This window comes from Rhizobium sp. No.120, from assembly GCF_054558365.1.
Window position 1 is genome coordinate 17,030 of sequence record NZ_BAAJNQ010000003.1, and the last position, 16,572, is coordinate 33,601.

The 16,572-nt window shown below is 58.3% G+C and carries 12 protein-coding genes; 8 read left to right on the forward strand and 4 right to left on the reverse strand.

Translation table 11 applies throughout. The annotated features are described in order from the left end of the window. Positions 1-97: 97 nt before the first annotated feature. Positions 98-988, forward strand: coding sequence for an NAD-dependent epimerase/dehydratase family protein (locus ACYJRZ_RS10635; protein WP_459458798.1), 891 nt, complete (start codon positions 98-100; stop codon positions 986-988). A 138-nt stretch (positions 989-1,126) separates the two neighbouring features. Here ACYJRZ_RS10635 and gyrA read toward each other — a convergent pair whose 3' ends face one another. After that, positions 1,127-3,919 (reverse strand): DNA gyrase subunit A, encoded by a 2,793-nt coding sequence (gene gyrA, locus ACYJRZ_RS10640; RefSeq protein WP_459458800.1) that lies wholly within the window; start codon positions 3,917-3,919, stop codon positions 1,127-1,129. A 224-nt stretch (positions 3,920-4,143) separates the two neighbouring features. On the opposite strand from gyrA, the gene ACYJRZ_RS10645 reads away from it, so the two are divergent. Beyond that, a complete protein-coding gene (locus ACYJRZ_RS10645) occupies positions 4,144-4,776 on the forward strand; it encodes a MarC family protein (RefSeq protein ID WP_069612164.1) in 633 nt (210 codons plus the stop codon). 51 nt (positions 4,777-4,827) lie between these two features. On the opposite strand, the gene ACYJRZ_RS10650 is transcribed toward ACYJRZ_RS10645, so the two are convergent. Continuing rightward, on the reverse strand, positions 4,828-5,388 hold the full coding sequence (locus tag ACYJRZ_RS10650) for a single-stranded DNA-binding protein (protein WP_459459579.1): 561 nt from the start codon (positions 5,386-5,388) through the stop codon (positions 4,828-4,830). Positions 5,389-5,660: 272 nt separating this feature from the next. Here ACYJRZ_RS10650 and uvrA point away from each other — a divergent pair, with 272 nt between their 5' ends. Both uvrA and ACYJRZ_RS10660 read left to right on the forward strand, forming a co-directional pair. Further along, positions 5,661-8,582 carry an excinuclease ABC subunit UvrA gene (gene uvrA / locus ACYJRZ_RS10655; RefSeq protein ID WP_459458803.1) on the forward strand — a complete coding sequence of 974 codons (2,922 nt, stop codon included), beginning with the start codon at positions 5,661-5,663 and terminating at the stop codon, positions 8,580-8,582. Between the two features lie 33 nt (positions 8,583-8,615). Continuing rightward, on the forward strand, positions 8,616-9,422 hold the full coding sequence (locus ACYJRZ_RS10660) for a DUF72 domain-containing protein (protein ID WP_459458805.1): 807 nt from the start codon (positions 8,616-8,618) through the stop codon (positions 9,420-9,422). A gap of 2 nt (positions 9,423-9,424) precedes the next feature. Here the strand turns inward: ACYJRZ_RS10660 and ACYJRZ_RS10665 are convergent, their stop codons facing one another. Further along, the gene (locus ACYJRZ_RS10665) at positions 9,425-10,900 is read right to left on the reverse strand and encodes an NAD(P)H-hydrate dehydratase (RefSeq protein ID WP_459458807.1); all 1,476 of its coding nucleotides are present in this window, start codon (positions 10,898-10,900) and stop codon (positions 9,425-9,427) included. A 347-nt stretch (positions 10,901-11,247) separates the two neighbouring features. On the opposite strand from ACYJRZ_RS10665, the gene ACYJRZ_RS10670 reads away from it, so the two are divergent. The 3 genes from ACYJRZ_RS10670 (at position 11,248) to hspQ (ending at position 13,595) form a co-directional block, all read left to right on the forward strand. Continuing rightward, on the forward strand, positions 11,248-11,586 hold the full coding sequence (locus ACYJRZ_RS10670; protein WP_015339877.1) for a P-II family nitrogen regulator: 339 nt from the start codon (positions 11,248-11,250) through the stop codon (positions 11,584-11,586). A gap of 62 nt (positions 11,587-11,648) precedes the next feature. After that, the gene (glnA, locus tag ACYJRZ_RS10675; protein WP_459458810.1) at positions 11,649-13,058 is read left to right on the forward strand and encodes a type I glutamate--ammonia ligase; all 1,410 of its coding nucleotides are present in this window, start codon (positions 11,649-11,651) and stop codon (positions 13,056-13,058) included. Between the two features lie 207 nt (positions 13,059-13,265). After that, positions 13,266-13,595, forward strand: coding sequence for a heat shock protein HspQ (gene hspQ / locus ACYJRZ_RS10680; RefSeq protein ID WP_459458812.1), 330 nt, complete (start codon positions 13,266-13,268; stop codon positions 13,593-13,595). A 149-nt stretch (positions 13,596-13,744) separates the two neighbouring features. Here hspQ and ACYJRZ_RS10685 read toward each other — a convergent pair whose 3' ends face one another. Further along, entirely contained in the window at positions 13,745-14,404 is a 660-nt protein-coding gene (locus ACYJRZ_RS10685; protein WP_092715437.1) for an invasion associated locus B family protein, read from the reverse strand. A gap of 264 nt (positions 14,405-14,668) precedes the next feature. Between ACYJRZ_RS10685 and ACYJRZ_RS10690 the strand changes: the two genes are divergently transcribed. Next, entirely contained in the window at positions 14,669-16,480 is a 1,812-nt protein-coding gene (locus ACYJRZ_RS10690; RefSeq protein ID WP_459458814.1) for an extracellular solute-binding protein, read from the forward strand. The last annotated feature ends 92 nt before the right edge of the window (positions 16,481-16,572 follow it).

Here is a 16,572-nt window from a genome sequence, read left to right on the forward strand (position 1 = left end):
TCCCCTGTCGTATCGACACAAAAGCATGATTTTGCGAGTTGAAGCGTACCAGGCACTTCAATCATGCTATGGTGACGAGGGTTTTCGAGGGAGCGAGATGCGCATTGTCCTGACAGGCAGCTCTGGGCGACTTGGCCGGGCAATCTTTAATGCGCTGGCGCCGAGCCACACGATAATAGGGATCGATCGCTCGCCGTTTTCGACAACGCACTTCGTCGGAGATTTTACCGATGCCGCATTGCTGCATCAGGCGCTGACGGGTGCGGATGCGGTTATCCATTGCGCGGCCTTGCACGCGCCCCATGTCGGCAAATTTTCCGACGATGAATTTCGCCGCATCAATGTGGACGGAACCCGGCAGCTTGCGGAAGCAGCGCTGGCTGCCGGCGTGAAACGACTGGTGTTCACCAGCACGACTGCACTTTATGGTCGCGCCGTCGTTCCCGGTCATTGCACATGGATCGACGAAGACACCGTGCCGCAACCGAAAAGCATCTATCACCGCACGAAACTGGAAGCCGAGCAGATCCTCAAAGGCATGGTTGGCCCGGATCTGCAGGTCCGCGTTTTGCGCATGTCGCGAAGTTTTCCGGAATCAGCCAACGTCATGGCTGTTCATCGCCTGCATCGCGGCGTCGATATCCGCGATGTCGCGGATGCCCATGTTGCAGCGCTAACGAATGGCGGCAAAGATTTTCAACGACATATCGTTTCTGCCGGCACACTGTTCAAACCGGAAGATTGCGAGGCACTTGCGATAGACGCAACCTCCGTCATCCAGATGCGCGCGCCCGGCCTTGCAGCGAAATTTGCACAGCGAAACTGGCCGCTGCCTGACAAAATCGATCGCATATACGCATCGAAATCTGCGGGCACGGTACTCGGCTGGCATTTCCGTTTCGGCTATGACGAGGTTTTCGCGCAGCTCGAGCGGGAAAGCTTGGAGGTTCTGCCACCCCTTTTGCAAAACCGCGAACGTCCGGAATAAAGATTCAAGAATAGGCCGCGAGATCCGGCGCGCTATGCTCCAAATGACAATCGCATGAGCCTGTTGCCAAGCTCATGCGATTAAGAATCTTCAGTATGGTTCTGCCGAACCATTTCCGAGTGGGCACAGCGAAAACTATTATTCGCTGCTACCCTCGCTACCGGCATCTCCTGCCTCACCAGCAACGGTGTCATCCTCGGCTGCCGAAGCATCGTCCTCGTCGCCTTCCGGCTCGCTGATACGCTCGACGGACACGACCTTCTCATCCTTCGCAGTCGAGAAGATCGTGACGCCCTTGGTGGCGCGGCTGGCGATACGGATGCCGCCGACGGGAACGCGGATCAGCTGACCGCCATCCGAGACGAGCATGATCTGATCGCCATCCTCGACCGGGAAGGCAGCGACAAGCTCGCCGATCTCGCCCGTCTTCGATGTGTCGGTGGCGCGAATACCCTTGCCACCACGACCGGAGATGCGAAAATCGTAAGAAGACGAACGCTTGCCGAAGCCTTTTTCCGAGACCGTCAAGACGAACTGCTCGAGAGCCTTGAGCTCCTCATAACGCTCATCACTGAGCTGTCCCTCTTCAGTGACTTCTTCACCCACCAGCGCGATTTCCTCATCATCGCCCGTTGCAGAGCGGCGCTCGCTGACGGACCGCTTGAGATAGGCCGCACGCTCCCATGGCTCGGCATCCACATGCCGGACGATCGTCATCGAGATGATGCGATCGCCTGGTGCAAGCGTGATGCCGCGGACGCCGATCGAGTTGCGGCCGGCGAAGACGCGCACATCCGAAACCGAGAAACGGATGCACTGGCCTAGCGCCGTCGTCATAAGCACGTCGTCATGTTCCGTGCAGGTCTCGACGGATAGGATTTCATCACCCTCCTCCTCGAGCTTCATGGCGATCTTACCGTTGCGGTTCACCTGCACGAAATCCGACAGCTTGTTGCGACGCACGGTTCCGCGCGTCGTCGTGAACATGACGTCGAGATTGTCCCAAGTGCTCTCGTCCTCCGGCAACGGCATGATCGTAGTGATGCGTTCGCCGGGCTCCAGCGGCAACATATTGATCAGGGCCTTGCCGCGCGACTGCGGCGTGCCTATCGGCAGACGCCAGACCTTTTCCTTGTAGACGATACCGCGAGAGGAGAAGAAGAGGACCGGTGTATGCGTATTGAGAACGAATAGCCGGGTAACGAAATCCTCGTCGCGGGTGGTCATTCCGGAGCGGCCCTTGCCGCCGCGGCGCTGCGCACGATAGGTGGTCAGCGGCACGCGCTTGATGTAGCCGAGATGGGAAACGGTGACGACCATATCCTCGCGGGCGATCAGATCCTCGTCGTCCATCTCGAGACCGCCATCGACGATCTCGGTGCGGCGCGGCGTTCCGAACTCGTCGCGAACCGCCGCAAGCTCTGCTTTTACAATGGCTTGAATGCGGGCGCGCGATGAGAGAATATCAAGGTAGTCCTTGATTTCCGCACCGATCTGATTGAGTTCTTCATCGATCTCGTCACGGCCGAGAGCGGTTAGACGTGCCAGACGCAGTTCGAGAATGGCGCGCGCCTGCTCTTCCGAGAGATTATAAGTGCCATCTTCGTTGATGCGATGGCGGGGATCGTCGATTAGCCGGATAAGAGATTCGACATCCGCAGCATTCCAGCGGCGCGTCATCAGCTCTTCGCGGGCCGATTGCGGATCCGGCGCCTGGCGAATGACGCGGATGACTTCATCGATATTGGCAACGGCAATCGCCAGACCGACCAAGACGTGAGCGCGATCGCGCGCCTTGCGCAGCAGATACTTTGTGCGGCGGCTGATGACTTCCTCGCGGAACGCCACGAAAGCGCGCAACATGTCCATGAGGTTCATCAGCTCGGGCTTGCCGCCGTTCAGGGCCACCATGTTGCAGCCGAAGGAGGTCTGCAGCGGCGTATAACGATAGAGCTGGTTCAGTATGACATCGGCATTGGCGTCGCGCTTGAGTTCGACGACGACGCGATAGCCCTGACGGTCGGATTCGTCGCGCAGGTCCGAGATGCCCTCAATGCGCTTCTCGCGCACGAGTTCGGCCATCTTCTCGATCATCGACGCCTTGTTCACCTGATAGGGAACCTCGGTGATAATGATCTGCTCGCGATCGCCGCGCATCGGCTCGATGGTCGCGACACCACGCATTACCACGGAGCCGCGCCCCGTCTCATAGGCGGAGCGGATGCCGGCGCGGCCGAGAATTTTCGCACCGGTCGGGAAATCCGGACCGGGGATGATCTCCATCATCTCAGGCAGCTCGATCGCGGGATTGTCGATCAGCGCAATACAGCCGTTGATGACTTCGGAGAGGTTATGCGGCGGAATGTTCGTCGCCATGCCGACCGCGATGCCGCCGGAGCCGTTGACGAGCAGGTTCGGGAAGCGTGCCGGCAGAACCTTGGGTTCTTCCGTCGTCGCGTCATAGTTTTCCTGGAAATCGACCGTTTCCTTGTCGATATCCTCGAGAAGCTCGTGGGCAACCTTTGTCAGGCGGGATTCCGTGTAACGCATTGCCGCCGGCGGATCGCCGTCGATCGAGCCGAAATTGCCCTGCCCGTCGATAAGCGGCACGCGCATCGACCAGTCCTGCGCCATGCGGACCAAGGCGTCGTAGATCGAGGCGTCGCCGTGCGGGTGATAGCTACCCATGACGTCGGCGACGGGACGGGCCGACTTCACATATTTACGGTTCCAGTGATAGCCGCTCTGATGCGCCGCATAGAGAATGCGCCGATGAACGGGCTTCAAACCATCGCGAACGTCGGGAAGCGCGCGGCTGACGATAACGCTCATGGCGTAATCGAGATACGACCGCTGCATTTCCTCCATGATGGAAATCGGCTCGATGCCTGGCGGGAGCTTCCCGCCGCCGGGTGGTGTTTGCTCAGTCAAAACAGATCACGATCTCTTTTAGAATCACTGCGAAATTTATAGCCGAAAGGCCTGGCGAGCGCCAATTTTGGCCGGTGTTTTTGAACAGGTTTTGCCCCTTTAAGCCATGGAATCGAACATTTCCATGGCGAAATTGATCGACGTCAGCGCATGACGCTTTGCGAAAGCCCGTTCCTCGCATAACAATGCTTGATAACAGCGGCAGAACAAGCTTTGGGGACTATATGGCGAGCGCGGATACGCTGATCAATGCCTTCACGACTCTGCTTGTCACTGTCGATCCGCCGGGGCTCGCGCCGCTTTTCATCGGACTTACGGCTGGCATGAACCGTTCGGAGCGCAAGCAAGTGGCGCTGCGCGGCTCGCTGATCGCCTTCTTCATCCTGGCCGCCTTCGCCCTGTTCGGCGCGAGCGTTCTTGGCGTCCTTGGCATCTCCATCGGCGCTTTCCGCATTGCCGGCGGGCTGCTGCTCTTCTGGATAGCCTTCGAGATGGTGTTCGAGCGGCGCCAAGACAGGAAAGAGAAGACGACGGAAGTCGCCATTACCAAGGATCACATCCGCAATATCGCGGTCTTCCCCCTCGCCTTGCCCTTGATCGCCGGTCCCGGCGCCATCTCGGCGACAATCCTTTTGGCAGGATCGCTGCAAACCACGCTCGACCGCGCGCAACTGATCGGCGTCATCGCCGTCAATCTGGCCCTGGTCTTTGCGGCCCTTGCCATTTCAGACCGACTTGATCGAATGCTCGGCGCCACCGGCCGCGCTATTCTCACCCGGCTGCTCGGAGTTATCCTTGCGGCGCTTGCCGCGCAGTTCGTCGTGGATGGAGCAAAGGCGGCGCTCACGCTTTCATGAAAAAGCCCACCAATGCGGCGGGCTTTAAATCAAATGCTTAGGCGGCCCATCTTAGAACGGGATGTCATCATCCAGATCACGCGAGAAGTTGCCGCTGCCCTGACTGCCGCCACGGTTCCCACCGCCGCCGCGAGATGAGCCCTGCGACGAGGACTGGCCGTAATCGTCACCGCCGCCGTAATCCCCGCCGTAGCCACCACCGAAGTCGCCACCGCCGCGACCACCACGACTTCCGCCTTCGATGGAACCGCCGCCTTCACCCCGGCCATCGAGCATGGTCAGGGTCGAATTGAAGCCCTGCAGCACGACTTCGGTCGAGTAGCGGTCCTGACCATTCTGATCCTGCCATTTGCGGGTTTGCAGCGCGCCTTCGATGTAAACCTTGGCGCCCTTCTTCAAATACTGTTCCGCGACTTTGCAGAGACCTTCATTGAAGATGACGACGCGGTGCCATTCGGTTTTTTCCTTGCGCTCGCCGGAATTGCGGTCGCGCCAGGTTTCCGAGGTGGCAATATTGAGGTTGGCGATCGGGCGGCCGTCCTGCGTGCGGCGGATTTCCGGGTCCGCCCCGAGATTTCCAACCAGAATTACCTTGTTCACACTACCGGCCATGATACCACCCTGCTTGCCGCCCATCGACGGCTTTGAAATTCAATCGGAGCACCTTACCCCATAGCAGGCATAAGGTGCTATTTATGCGGCCTTCCCGGCTCCGTTCATCCACAAAGAAATCGCCGCGATAATTTTGTTCTTTCTTTGTTCTAATTTATCCCTATGATGATGTCAACGGAATCGAAAACACGGCTCCATCCCTTCATTTCAGCCTCGACTCGCGGGCTGACATCACTAAATAAAGGCAGACCTCAAAGGACCTGCAGACGACGATGAGCGAACTGAAGACTATTTCGATACGTGGTGCGCGCGAGCACAATCTCAAGGGCATCGATCTCGACCTGCCACGCAATAAGCTGATCGTCATGACCGGCCTTTCCGGCTCCGGCAAGTCGTCGCTCGCCTTCGACACCATCTATGCCGAGGGCCAGCGCCGCTATGTCGAAAGCCTTTCGGCCTATGCGCGCCAGTTCCTCGAGATGATGCAGAAGCCTGATGTCGACCAGATCGACGGCCTCTCGCCGGCGATCTCGATCGAGCAGAAGACCACGTCGCGCAATCCACGCTCGACGGTCGGCACGGTCACGGAAATCTACGACTATATGCGCCTGCTGTTTGCGCGCGTGGGCGTCCCCTACTCGCCGGTCACCGGCCTGCCGATCGAGAGCCAGACGGTCAGCCAGATGGTGGATCGCGTGCTCGCCTATGAGGAAGGCACGAGGCTTTATATTCTCGCGCCGCTCGTGCGCGGACGTAAGGGCGAATACAAGAAGGAACTGGCGGAGCTCATGAAAAAGGGCTTCCAGCGCGTCAAGGTTGACGGGCAGTTCTACGAGATCGCCGATGTGCCCGCGCTCGATAAGAAGTACAAGCATGACATCGATGTCGTGGTCGACCGCATCGTCGTGCGTCCGGACATGGCGGCGCGTCTTGCTGATAGCTTTGAGACATCGCTGCGCCTTGCCGACGGTCTTGCGGTCGCGGAGTTTGCCGACAAGCCCTTGCCACCGGAGGAGACTGCTGCCGGCGGTTCCGCCAACAAGTCGTTGAACGAGACGCATGAGCGCGTGCTCTTCTCGGAGAAGTTCGCCTGCCCGGTTTCCGGCTTCACCATTCCGGAGATCGAACCGCGCCTCTTCTCGTTCAACAATCCTTTCGGTGCCTGCCCGTCCTGTGACGGCTTGGGTTCGCAGCAGAAGATCGATCCGGAACTGATCGTGCCGGAGCCGGAACGCACGCTGCGCGATGGCGCGATCGCTCCCTGGGCCAAGTCGACCTCGCCTTATTACAACCAGACGCTGGAAGCGCTCGGCAAGCATTACGGCTTCAAGCTCGGCAACCGCTGGAACGAGCTGTCCGACAAGGCCAAGGATGTGATCCTGAACGGCACGGAAGACAAGATCGAATTCCATTACGCCGATGGCGCGCGCTCCTATACCACGCACAAGAATTTCGAAGGCATCGTGCCGAACCTCGAACGGCGCTGGAAGGAAACGGATTCCGCCTGGGCACGCGAGGAGATCGAACGCTTCATGTCGGCCGCCCCCTGCCCGGCCTGCAACGGCTATCGCCTGAAGCCGGAGGCTCTGGCGGTCAAGATCGACAAGCTGCACATCAGCCAGGTGGCGGAGATGTCGATCCGCGTTGCTCGCGACTGGTTCGATGCGCTGCCGGGAACTTTTACCGACAAGCAGAACGAGATTGCGGTCCGCATCCTCAAGGAAATCCGCGATCGCCTGCGCTTCCTCAACGATGTCGGCCTCGAATATCTGAGCCTGTCCCGCAATTCAGGCACGCTGTCCGGCGGCGAGAGCCAGCGCATCCGGCTGGCATCGCAGATCGGTTCAGGATTGACGGGCGTTCTCTACGTTCTTGACGAGCCCTCCATCGGACTGCATCAGCGCGACAATGCCCGCCTGTTGGAAACGCTGAAGCATCTGCGAGATATCGGCAACACCGTCATCGTCGTCGAGCACGATGAGGACGCCATCCTGACAGCCGACGATGTCGTCGATATTGGGCCGGCTGCAGGCGTTCATGGTGGCCAGGTGGTGGCACACGGCACGCCGCAGGATATCATGGCGAACCCGAAGTCACTGACCGGTAAATATCTTTCCGGCGAACTCGGTGTGCCGGTTCCGGATGAGCGCCGCAAGCCCAAGAAGGGCAAGGAAATCAAGGTCGTCGGCGCGAGAGGGAACAACCTCAAGAATGTCACGGCGTCTATTCCGCTCGGCGTCTTCACGGCGGTTACCGGTGTGTCCGGCGGCGGCAAGTCCACCTTCCTGATCGAGACGCTTTACAAGTCGGCGGCACGCCGCGTCATGGGTGCCCGCGAAATCCCTGCCGATCATGACCGCATCGACGGTTTCGAACATATCGACAAGGTGATCGACATCGACCAGTCACCGATCGGCCGCACGCCGCGCTCGAACCCGGCGACCTATACCGGGGCCTTCACACCGATCCGCGACTGGTTTGCCGGTCTGCCGGAAGCCAAGGCACGCGGCTATCAGCCGGGCCGCTTCTCCTTCAACGTCAAGGGCGGCCGCTGCGAGGCCTGCCAGGGCGACGGCGTCATCAAGATCGAAATGCACTTCCTGCCCGACGTCTACGTCACCTGCGATGTCTGCCACGGCAAGCGCTACAATCGCGAGACGCTTGATGTCACTTTCAAGGCCAAGTCGATCGCCGACGTGCTCGACATGACGGTCGAGGAAGGCGTCGATTTCTTTGCGGCCGTTCCCGCTGTGCGCGACAAGTTGCAGAGCCTGAAGGATGTCGGGCTCGGATATATAAAGGTGGGACAACAGGCCAATACGCTTTCGGGTGGCGAGGCGCAACGCGTCAAGCTAGCTAAGGAACTGTCGAAGCGATCGACGGGCCGCACGCTCTATATTCTCGACGAACCCACAACCGGCCTGCACTTCCACGACGTCGCCAAGCTTCTGGAAATGCTGCACGAACTGGTCAATCAGGGCAATTCGGTCGTGGTCATCGAGCACAATCTCGAAGTCATCAAAACTGCCGACTGGATCCTCGATTTCGGTCCCGAAGGCGGTGATGGCGGCGGCGAAATTGTTGCCGTGGGAACGCCGGAGACGATCGTCAAGGAGAAGCGCTCCTATACGGGGCAATTCCTGAAGGAGTTGCTGGAGCGGCGTCCGGTGAAGAAGGTTGCGGCGGCGGAGTGAGATTGACCCGGCCGAATGGCCAAGGAGGAGAGAATGAGCAAAGCGGGCGAAATCCGCACAGGTATCGGCGGATGGACCTTCGAGCCGTGGCGCGGGACCTTTTATCCCGAAACGCTGAAGCAGAAGGATGAGCTGCACTACGCCAGCCGCCAGCTGAAAGTGATCGAGGTCAACGGCACCTATTACAGTACGCAGAAGCCTGAGGTCTTCGCCAAATGGGCGGCTGACGTGCCTGACGGGTTCATCTTCTCCTTGAAAGCAACTCGCTTCGTCACAAATCGCCGTGTCCTCTCCGAAGCCGGTGAATCAATGCAGAAGTTTCTGGAGTCAGGTATCAGCGAACTCGGTAATCATCTCGGCCCGCTGCTTTGGCAGTTTGCGCCGACGAAGAAGTTCGATCCTGATGATTTCGAGGCTTTCCTCAAACTGCTGCCAGACAAGCAGGATGGTCTTGCGCTGAGACATGTCGTCGAAGTTCGTCACGATTCCTTCAAGGTGCCGGAATTCATTGCGCTACTCGAAAAATATAATGTGGCACCCGTCTGCGCAGAGCATTTCGAATATCCGATGATCGCGGATGTGACGGCCGATTTCGTTTATGCCCGGCTGCAGAAAGGGTCTGATGATATCAAGACCTGCTATCCACCGAAGGATCTGCAAGCCTGGGCGGGCCACCTGAAAACATGGGCGGAAGGCAAGGTGCCGGATGACCTGCCGCTGATCGATGGGAAGCGCAAGGTCAAAACCGAGCCGCGCGACGTCTTTGCCTTCATGATTCACGAAGGCAAGGTGAACGCACCCCAAGGCGCGATTGCATTGCAGGAAGAAGTTGCAAAGTAGCCTTACAGCGGCTTGACGGCCGCTACGAGATCTTCAGCCGTCAGCCCCTTGCCGGCATGCTGGCCCGCCAGACCATGCAGCCAGACGCCGGCCGCTGCAGCTTCGAAGGCCGGAACCCCCTGCGCCATAAGACCGCCGACAATGCCGGCGAGCACATCGCCAGAACCAGCGGTCGCCAGCCAGGGCGGCGCGTTGGCGTTGATCAAGGCCCTGCCATCGGGGGCGGCGATCACGCTGTCGGCGCCCTTGTAGATGATGGCGGCATGGGCTTTCTTTGCTGCCGCTCTCGCCTTGTCGATCTTGCTCAGTTTCTCATTGGCGGCAATATCGGGAAAGAGTCTCGCGAATTCCCCTTCATGCGGCGTCAGCACCAACCGCGTCGGTCCTTCGGCAAAGGCATCGAAGAGCATTTGAGGCTCGTCGCGAAACGAAGTGATGCCATCCGCATCCAGCACCAAATGGCGATCGGCGAGCGCGAGACAGAATTGCCGCGCCTTCTCGCCGACGCCAAAGCCCGGCCCGAGAATGAAGGTCGAAAGACGCTGGTCCGTGAGCCATTTCCGTAACGCGGCTTCGTCATCGACGGCATGCAGCATGATTGCGGTCAGCAGCCCCGCATTGACCCCCAGCGCCTCCGAGGGTGAGGCAATAGTGACGAGCCCTGCCCCGGCTCTCAGCCCCGCCATAGCCGACATGCGCGCTGCCCCGGTGGCATTCGGACCGCCTGAAAAGACGACGAGATGACCGCGCTTATATTTGTGCACATCAGCGCCAGCTGACGGTATTTTCGCCTGCCACTGCGCCGGCCTATTCTCTGCAACCAGGCCATCGGCGTTAGCACGGACGACACGGCCGGGAATGCCAATGTCGAAAACCTCAAGCTCCCCGCAAAGGTCACGACCGGGAAGGAGAAGATGCCCCGGCTTGCGCGTCATGAAGGTCACTGTTCGCACGGCGTGGAAGGCAGCGCCGAGAACCCGGCCACTGCGCCCATCGAGGCCCGAAGGTAGGTCGACGGCAATCACCGGAATGCCAGCCTCGTTGACCCTTGCGATAGTGGCCGCCACCTCATCCGGAACGGGACGGGAGAGTCCCGCGCCAAAGATTGCATCGATCACTACATCTCCGGCCTTCGGGGCGTAACCACCCATCGCTGCACCATCAATAGAGCACGCGGCGAAAGCGCGGGCGGCATCTCCCTTGAGCTGTTGCGGATTGCCCAAATGAAAGAACTCAACGTCGGCTCCGGCCTGTTGCAACGCACGTGCCGCGACGTAGCCGTCCCCGCCATTATTGCCAGGCCCGCAAAGAACGACGTAACGGAGCGCTCCGGAAAAATGCCGAAGTGCAGCGGCGGCGACAGCCTGTCCCGCCTTTTCCATGAGTCCATAAGAATCAATGCCCGAGGCAGCAGCAGCGCGATCGACAGCGGCCATATCATCTGGGGTGAGAAGCAAGTCTGCAAGCGGCAACGTCATGGAAACATTATAGATGCGAAATCTGCCTTAAAAACAACCGCTTTTCGGATACCCAATTTGATTTATAAACATGCATTTGCACAATAATTATACATTAACATTCAAGGCCTTGCCGAAGCACAAACATGACACGCACAGCACTTTTTTGCGAAATTTTGGTTATTCAACGCATTTCAGCGCGAAATCGCTTCCATTTTTCCGAAAAATCCTCATCAATTCATCGTCTCGGCGCGAATTCGCCGGGAATTTTTACGGCAGCTTGTTTTCAACTGGCATGATAAGTGCATTACGTTGGCCGAGCGGGAAATAGGCCTGCTGTAACAGGAAAAGCGGAGAGACATTTTCTCATGAAAAAGATCGAAGCGATCATTAAGCCCTTCAAGCTCGACGAAGTGAAGGAAGCCCTTCAGGAAGTCGGCCTGCAGGGCATCACCGTCACGGAAGCGAAGGGCTTCGGTCGTCAGAAGGGTCACACGGAGCTTTACCGTGGCGCCGAATACGTCGTCGACTTCCTGCCGAAGGTGAAGGTCGAAGTTGTATTGGCGGACGAAAATGCGGAGGCTGTGATCGAGGCCATCCGTAAAGCCGCGCAAACAGGGCGCATCGGCGACGGAAAGATTTTCGTTTCCAACGTGGAAGAAGTCATCCGAATTCGTACCGGCGAGACGGGCATCGACGCCATCTAATCCGCCCGGCCCTTCCGGCCGCGGCTCGTTCAATCGTCATCTATGTCAAGGGAAGTAATTTCATGACGACTGCAAGCGAAATTTTGAAGCAAATCAAGGACAACGACGTCAAGTTCGTCGACCTTCGCTTCACCGATCCGAAGGGCAAGCTGCAGCATCTCACCATGGATGTGGTCTGTGTCGACGAAGATATGTTCGCCGATGGCGTCATGTTCGACGGCTCCTCGATTGCGGGCTGGAAGGCCATCAACGAATCCGACATGGTGCTGATGCCCGATCCGGATACGGTCCACATGGATCCGTTCTTCGCGCAGTCCACGATGGTCATCCTTTGCGACATCCTCGACCCGATCTCCGGCGAATCCTATAACCGCGATCCGCGCGGCACCGCCAAGAAAGCTGAAGCCTATCTCAAGGCCTCGGGTATCGGCGACACCGCCTTCTTTGGCCCGGAAGCCGAATTCTTCGTCTTCGACGACGTCAAGTACAAGGCCGACCCCTACAATACCGGTTTCAAGCTCGATTCCAGCGAACTGCCGTCCAACGACGACACCGATTATGAGACCGGCAACCTCGGCCACCGTCCGCGCGTCAAGGGCGGCTACTTCCCGGTTCCTCCGGTCGACAGCGCCCAAGACATGCGCTCGGAGATGCTGACGGTTCTCGCCGAAATGGGCGTTGTCGTCGAAAAGCATCATCACGAAGTCGCAGCCGCCCAGCACGAACTCGGCATCAAGTTCGAGACGCTGGTCCGCAGCGCCGACGGCATGCAGATCTATAAATACGTGGTGCATCAGGTCGCCAATGCCTACGGCAAGACGGCGACATTCATGCCGAAGCCGATTTTCGGCGACAACGGCTCGGGCATGCACGTTCACCAGTCGATCTGGAAGGGCGGCAAGCCGACGTTTGCCGGCGACGAATATGCGGGCCTCTCCGAAACCTGCCTCTATTACATCGGCGGCATCATCAAGCATGCCAAGGCGATCAATGCTTTCACCAACCCGTCGACGAACTCCTACAAGCGTCTCGTTCCAGGCTACGAAGCTCCGGTTCTGCTCGCCTATTCGGCTCGCAACCGTTCCGCTTCCTGCCGTATCCCGTTCGGCTCGAACCCGAAGGCAAAGCGCGTCGAAGTCCGCTTCCCTGACCCGACCGCCAACCCCTATCTCGGTTTCGCCGCCATGCTGATGGCCGGTCTCGACGGCATCAAGAACAAGATCCATCCCGGCAAGGCCATGGACAAGGATCTCTACGACCTGCCGCCGAAGGAACTGAAGAAAATCCCGACGGTCTGCGGCTCGCTGCGCGAAGCACTGGAAAGCCTCGACAAGGACCGCAAGTTCCTGACCGCCGGCGGCGTTTTCGACGACGATCAGATCGATGCCTTCATCGAACTGAAGATGCAGGAAGTCATGCGCTTCGAAATGACCCCGCATCCGGTCGAATACGACATGTACTATTCGGTCTGATATAGGTTGCGAAAGCCCCGGCCTTGCCGGGGCTTTCCTCATTATAAGGACGCCGGTGGCGGGCGTCCTCCAAATATCGTCTTCACATTGAGCTGTTGTTCGGAGCAGAACCGAGCCGAGTGTGACAGTCCGATGAAGGAATCAGGGCAAAATCCTTGATATCAGTGGTGAAAGTCACCACATGATTACCTGAAAGGAAGTCGTGCCATGAAACAACGCAACGCAAAATTCAATATTGGCGACGTGGTTCGACACCGGATGTTCCCCTTCCGCGGTGTCATCTTCGATGTCGATCCGGAATTCGCAAATACAGAGGAGTGGTGGAATTCCATTCCGGCCGAGGTGCGGCCCGATAAAGACCAGCCCTTCTATCACCTTCTCGCAGAAAACGACGAGACGGAATATGTCGCTTACGTGTCGGAACAGAACCTCATCAACGATGAGAGCGGCGTTCCCTTACGCAATCCGCAGATCGCTCAGATCTTCGATCAAGCTCCGACGGGACAGCTCAAGCCCAAGATGAGCTTTGCCCACTAAGCGGCTGAAAATATATCCTATTCCAAAGGGAAGGCGCTCCCAACGTCTTCCCTTTTTATTTTGTTTCCGCGCATAGCGTGCTGTCATTGCCGTAAAGAAAAGCCCGGATTACTCCGGGCTTTTCTTCAACGGTATGGAACTTTGCACGATTACTGCTGCTTGGCAGCTTTCTGCGCGTCTTCCAGCTTCTTGCGTGCTTCTTCGGCCTTCTTCTGCATGCTGTCCTGCAGGCTCTTCTGGCTTTCGGCAAGCTTGCTATCGGAGATCGCCGGGCCGTCATAGGCAGCGCCGAAGCCGGTCAGGGAAATCTTGATCGGATTCGGAGCGCGGCGGAAGTTCACCGAGGTGAAGGTGACGTCTGTACCCTTCTTCAGCGAAGCGATCATCGCGTCCGTTACCGGAACTTCCGCGGTGCACTTGTCCGGAAGGCAGACGGCGTAATCAAGCTTCTGACCCTTGCCGCCATCGACCTGCATGGTGATGCCGGGCGGAATGAGGCGTGCCGTCGGAACGGAGATCTGCAGGATCTTGCGGTTTACCTTGCCGTCCACGGAGATGAGGCCGACAGCCGTGACGAGCTGGCCATTGTTTGCCATGATTAGGTTCTGCACGATGCAGATGTCGGCATCGTCCTGCTTGGTGCAGGTCTTGTACCAGCCGAGACGCGGCTGATTGGGATCACCACCGCCATCAGCTGGCGCTGCGTTGGACGCATCCTGCGCGAAAGCGGCAGCCGGCATGGCCGCGCCGATCATGAGAGCCAGAGCAGAAAGACCTGCCCGCATTTTGTTGTCAGTCTTGAACATCATAGCGAAACCGCCTCCTGAAATCCGCTGTGGGACGACAGCGCGCCGTCCCATGCAATTCGGGTCAAACCGTCGTCCACCTGTCGAATGAATAAGGCAAATACATGACCCGAGAAACCCGGCACCCCTGTTACATCGCGCTGGCACGGATATCCAGCTTTTCTTTGGTCTTTTCTGTTCAGTCCTAAGATTTCCGCAGTCGCGTGTTGAATTCGGCACGCTCATGATAATGTTCGGCCGAATCGTACCCTTACCGGAAAGGATGCCATGCAAGCGCTCCGGATCGCTGCCCTCCTGTTCTTCGCAACCTTGTGCAATGCCGCGGCGGCTGAGCCGCTTTACGGCATCGCCATGCATGGAGATCCGGCGTTGCCGGCGGACTTCAAGCATTTCCCTTACGTCAATCCGGATGTCAAAAAAGGCGGCCGCATCAGCTACGGCGTCGTCGGCACTTTCGACAATCTCAATCCCTTCATTCTGAAAAGCATGCGCACGACGGCGCGCGGCATGTGGGACCCGGAATATGGCAATCTCGTTTACGAATCGCTGATGGTGCGCTCGCGCGACGAGCCTTTCACCCTTTATGGCTTGCTGGCACAGACGGTAGAATGGGACGAAAGCAGGAGTTTCATCAGATTCAACCTCAATCCCGATGCCAAATGGTCGGACGGGCAACCTGTAACGCCGGAAGACGTGATCTTCACGTTCCAGCTTCTTCGCGACAAAGGCCGCGTTCCGTTTTCATCGTGGCTTCAGACCATCGCCAGCATGGAGAAGGTCGGTGAGCACAGCGTGCTGATCCGCTTCAACGAAAAGGCCAATCGCGAAACGCCGCTGATTATCGCCTCGTCGCTGCCGATTCTGCCGAGGCACGCCGTCGACCCCGATGGTTTCGACCAGACTTCGCTTCGTATTCCCGTCGGTTCCGGCTCCTACAGGATCAAGAGTATCGATCCCGGCCAGCGCATCGTCTTCGAGCGCCGTAACGACTATTGGGGCAAGAACCTCCCGTCAAAAATCGGCATCGACAATTATGATGAGATCGCCGTCAATTATTTCCTGCAGGACACCACCCTGTTCGAAGCCTTCAAGAAAGGCGATGTCGATATCTATCCGGACGGCAGCCCCAGCCATTGGCAGCAGGCTTACAACTTCCCGGCAGTAACCTCCGGCGCCATCGTCAAGGAGACCTTTAGGCCGAAAACGCCAAGCGGCATGCTCGGTTTCGTCTTCAACACGCGGCGGCCGATGTTTGCCGACAAGAATGTGCGCAAGGGACTGACGCTTGCCTTCGATTTCGAATGGATGAACCGCAATCTCTACTCAGGCGCCTACCAGCGCACGCAGAGCTATTGGCAGAATTCTGATCTTTCGTCCTTCGGTGTTCCTGCGAATGCGCGCGAACTCGCGATGCTGGGTCCGATCAAGGACCGCATCGATCCGGACGTGCTCGATGGTACCTATAGGCTGCCCGTCAGCGACGGTTCCGGGCGTGACCGCAAGATCCTGCGTAAGGCGGTAGCTTTGCTCAAGGAGGGTGGCTACGCGATCCATGGCGAGAAGATGGTCGATAAGAACGGCCGCCAGCTCAGCTTCGAGATATTGACGCAGAATGCAGACCAGGAGCGCATCGCGATCCCCTACCGCCGGTCTCTGGAACTGCTTGGTATCGCGGTGACGATTCGTACGGTCGATGATTCACAGTATCAGCTCCGGACGATCAACTACGACTACGACATGATCATCAAATCCTACCCCTCGTCGTTGTCGCCGGGAATCGAACAGGTGGCCCGATGGGGATCCGCCGCTGCGAAAATGCCGGGCAGCTTCAACTTTGCCCTCGTCGAAGATCCCGACGTGGATATGTTGATATCGCATTTCCTGACGGCACACTCGGCCGAGGATTTCCGCGACGCCGTGCGTTCGTTCGATCGGATGCTGATCTCCGGCTATTATCTTGTGCCGCTCTATCATGTCGACCAGCAATGGGCTGCGCGGCGCAGCCACATCGATCACCCCGCGGCTTTGCCGCTCTATGGCTACTATTTACCTGCTTGGTGGGACGCCTCGGCGCAATAGCGTCGCAATGGTTCCCTTTCGGTAACCGGTTGAACCCATCGGTACAAAGGCCTAGATGGAGCTGACAGCCCAAAAACCGAAAGGACGGAACC

What these genes read in the sequence shown, in the direction of transcription:
- ACYJRZ_RS10635 (WP_459458798.1), top strand. Translation starts at nt 98, where the DNA reads ATGCGCATTGTCCTGACAGGCAGCTCTGGGCGACTTGGCCGGGCAATC.
- ACYJRZ_RS10645 (WP_069612164.1), top strand. Translation starts at nt 4,144, where the DNA reads ATGGCGAGCGCGGATACGCTGATCAATGCCTTCACGACTCTGCTTGTC.
- ACYJRZ_RS10650 (WP_459459579.1), bottom strand. Translation starts at nt 5,388, where the DNA reads ATGGCCGGTAGTGTGAACAAGGTAATTCTGGTTGGAAATCTCGGGGCG.
- uvrA (WP_459458803.1), top strand. Translation starts at nt 5,661, where the DNA reads ATGAGCGAACTGAAGACTATTTCGATACGTGGTGCGCGCGAGCACAAT.
- ACYJRZ_RS10660 (WP_459458805.1), top strand. Translation starts at nt 8,616, where the DNA reads ATGAGCAAAGCGGGCGAAATCCGCACAGGTATCGGCGGATGGACCTTC.
- ACYJRZ_RS10665 (WP_459458807.1), bottom strand. Translation starts at nt 10,900, where the DNA reads ATGACGTTGCCGCTTGCAGACTTGCTTCTCACCCCAGATGATATGGCC.
- ACYJRZ_RS10670 (WP_015339877.1), top strand. Translation starts at nt 11,248, where the DNA reads ATGAAAAAGATCGAAGCGATCATTAAGCCCTTCAAGCTCGACGAAGTG.
- glnA (WP_459458810.1), top strand. Translation starts at nt 11,649, where the DNA reads ATGACGACTGCAAGCGAAATTTTGAAGCAAATCAAGGACAACGACGTC.
- hspQ (WP_459458812.1), top strand. Translation starts at nt 13,266, where the DNA reads ATGAAACAACGCAACGCAAAATTCAATATTGGCGACGTGGTTCGACAC.
- ACYJRZ_RS10685 (WP_092715437.1), bottom strand. Translation starts at nt 14,404, where the DNA reads ATGATGTTCAAGACTGACAACAAAATGCGGGCAGGTCTTTCTGCTCTG.
- ACYJRZ_RS10690 (WP_459458814.1), top strand. Translation starts at nt 14,669, where the DNA reads ATGCAAGCGCTCCGGATCGCTGCCCTCCTGTTCTTCGCAACCTTGTGC.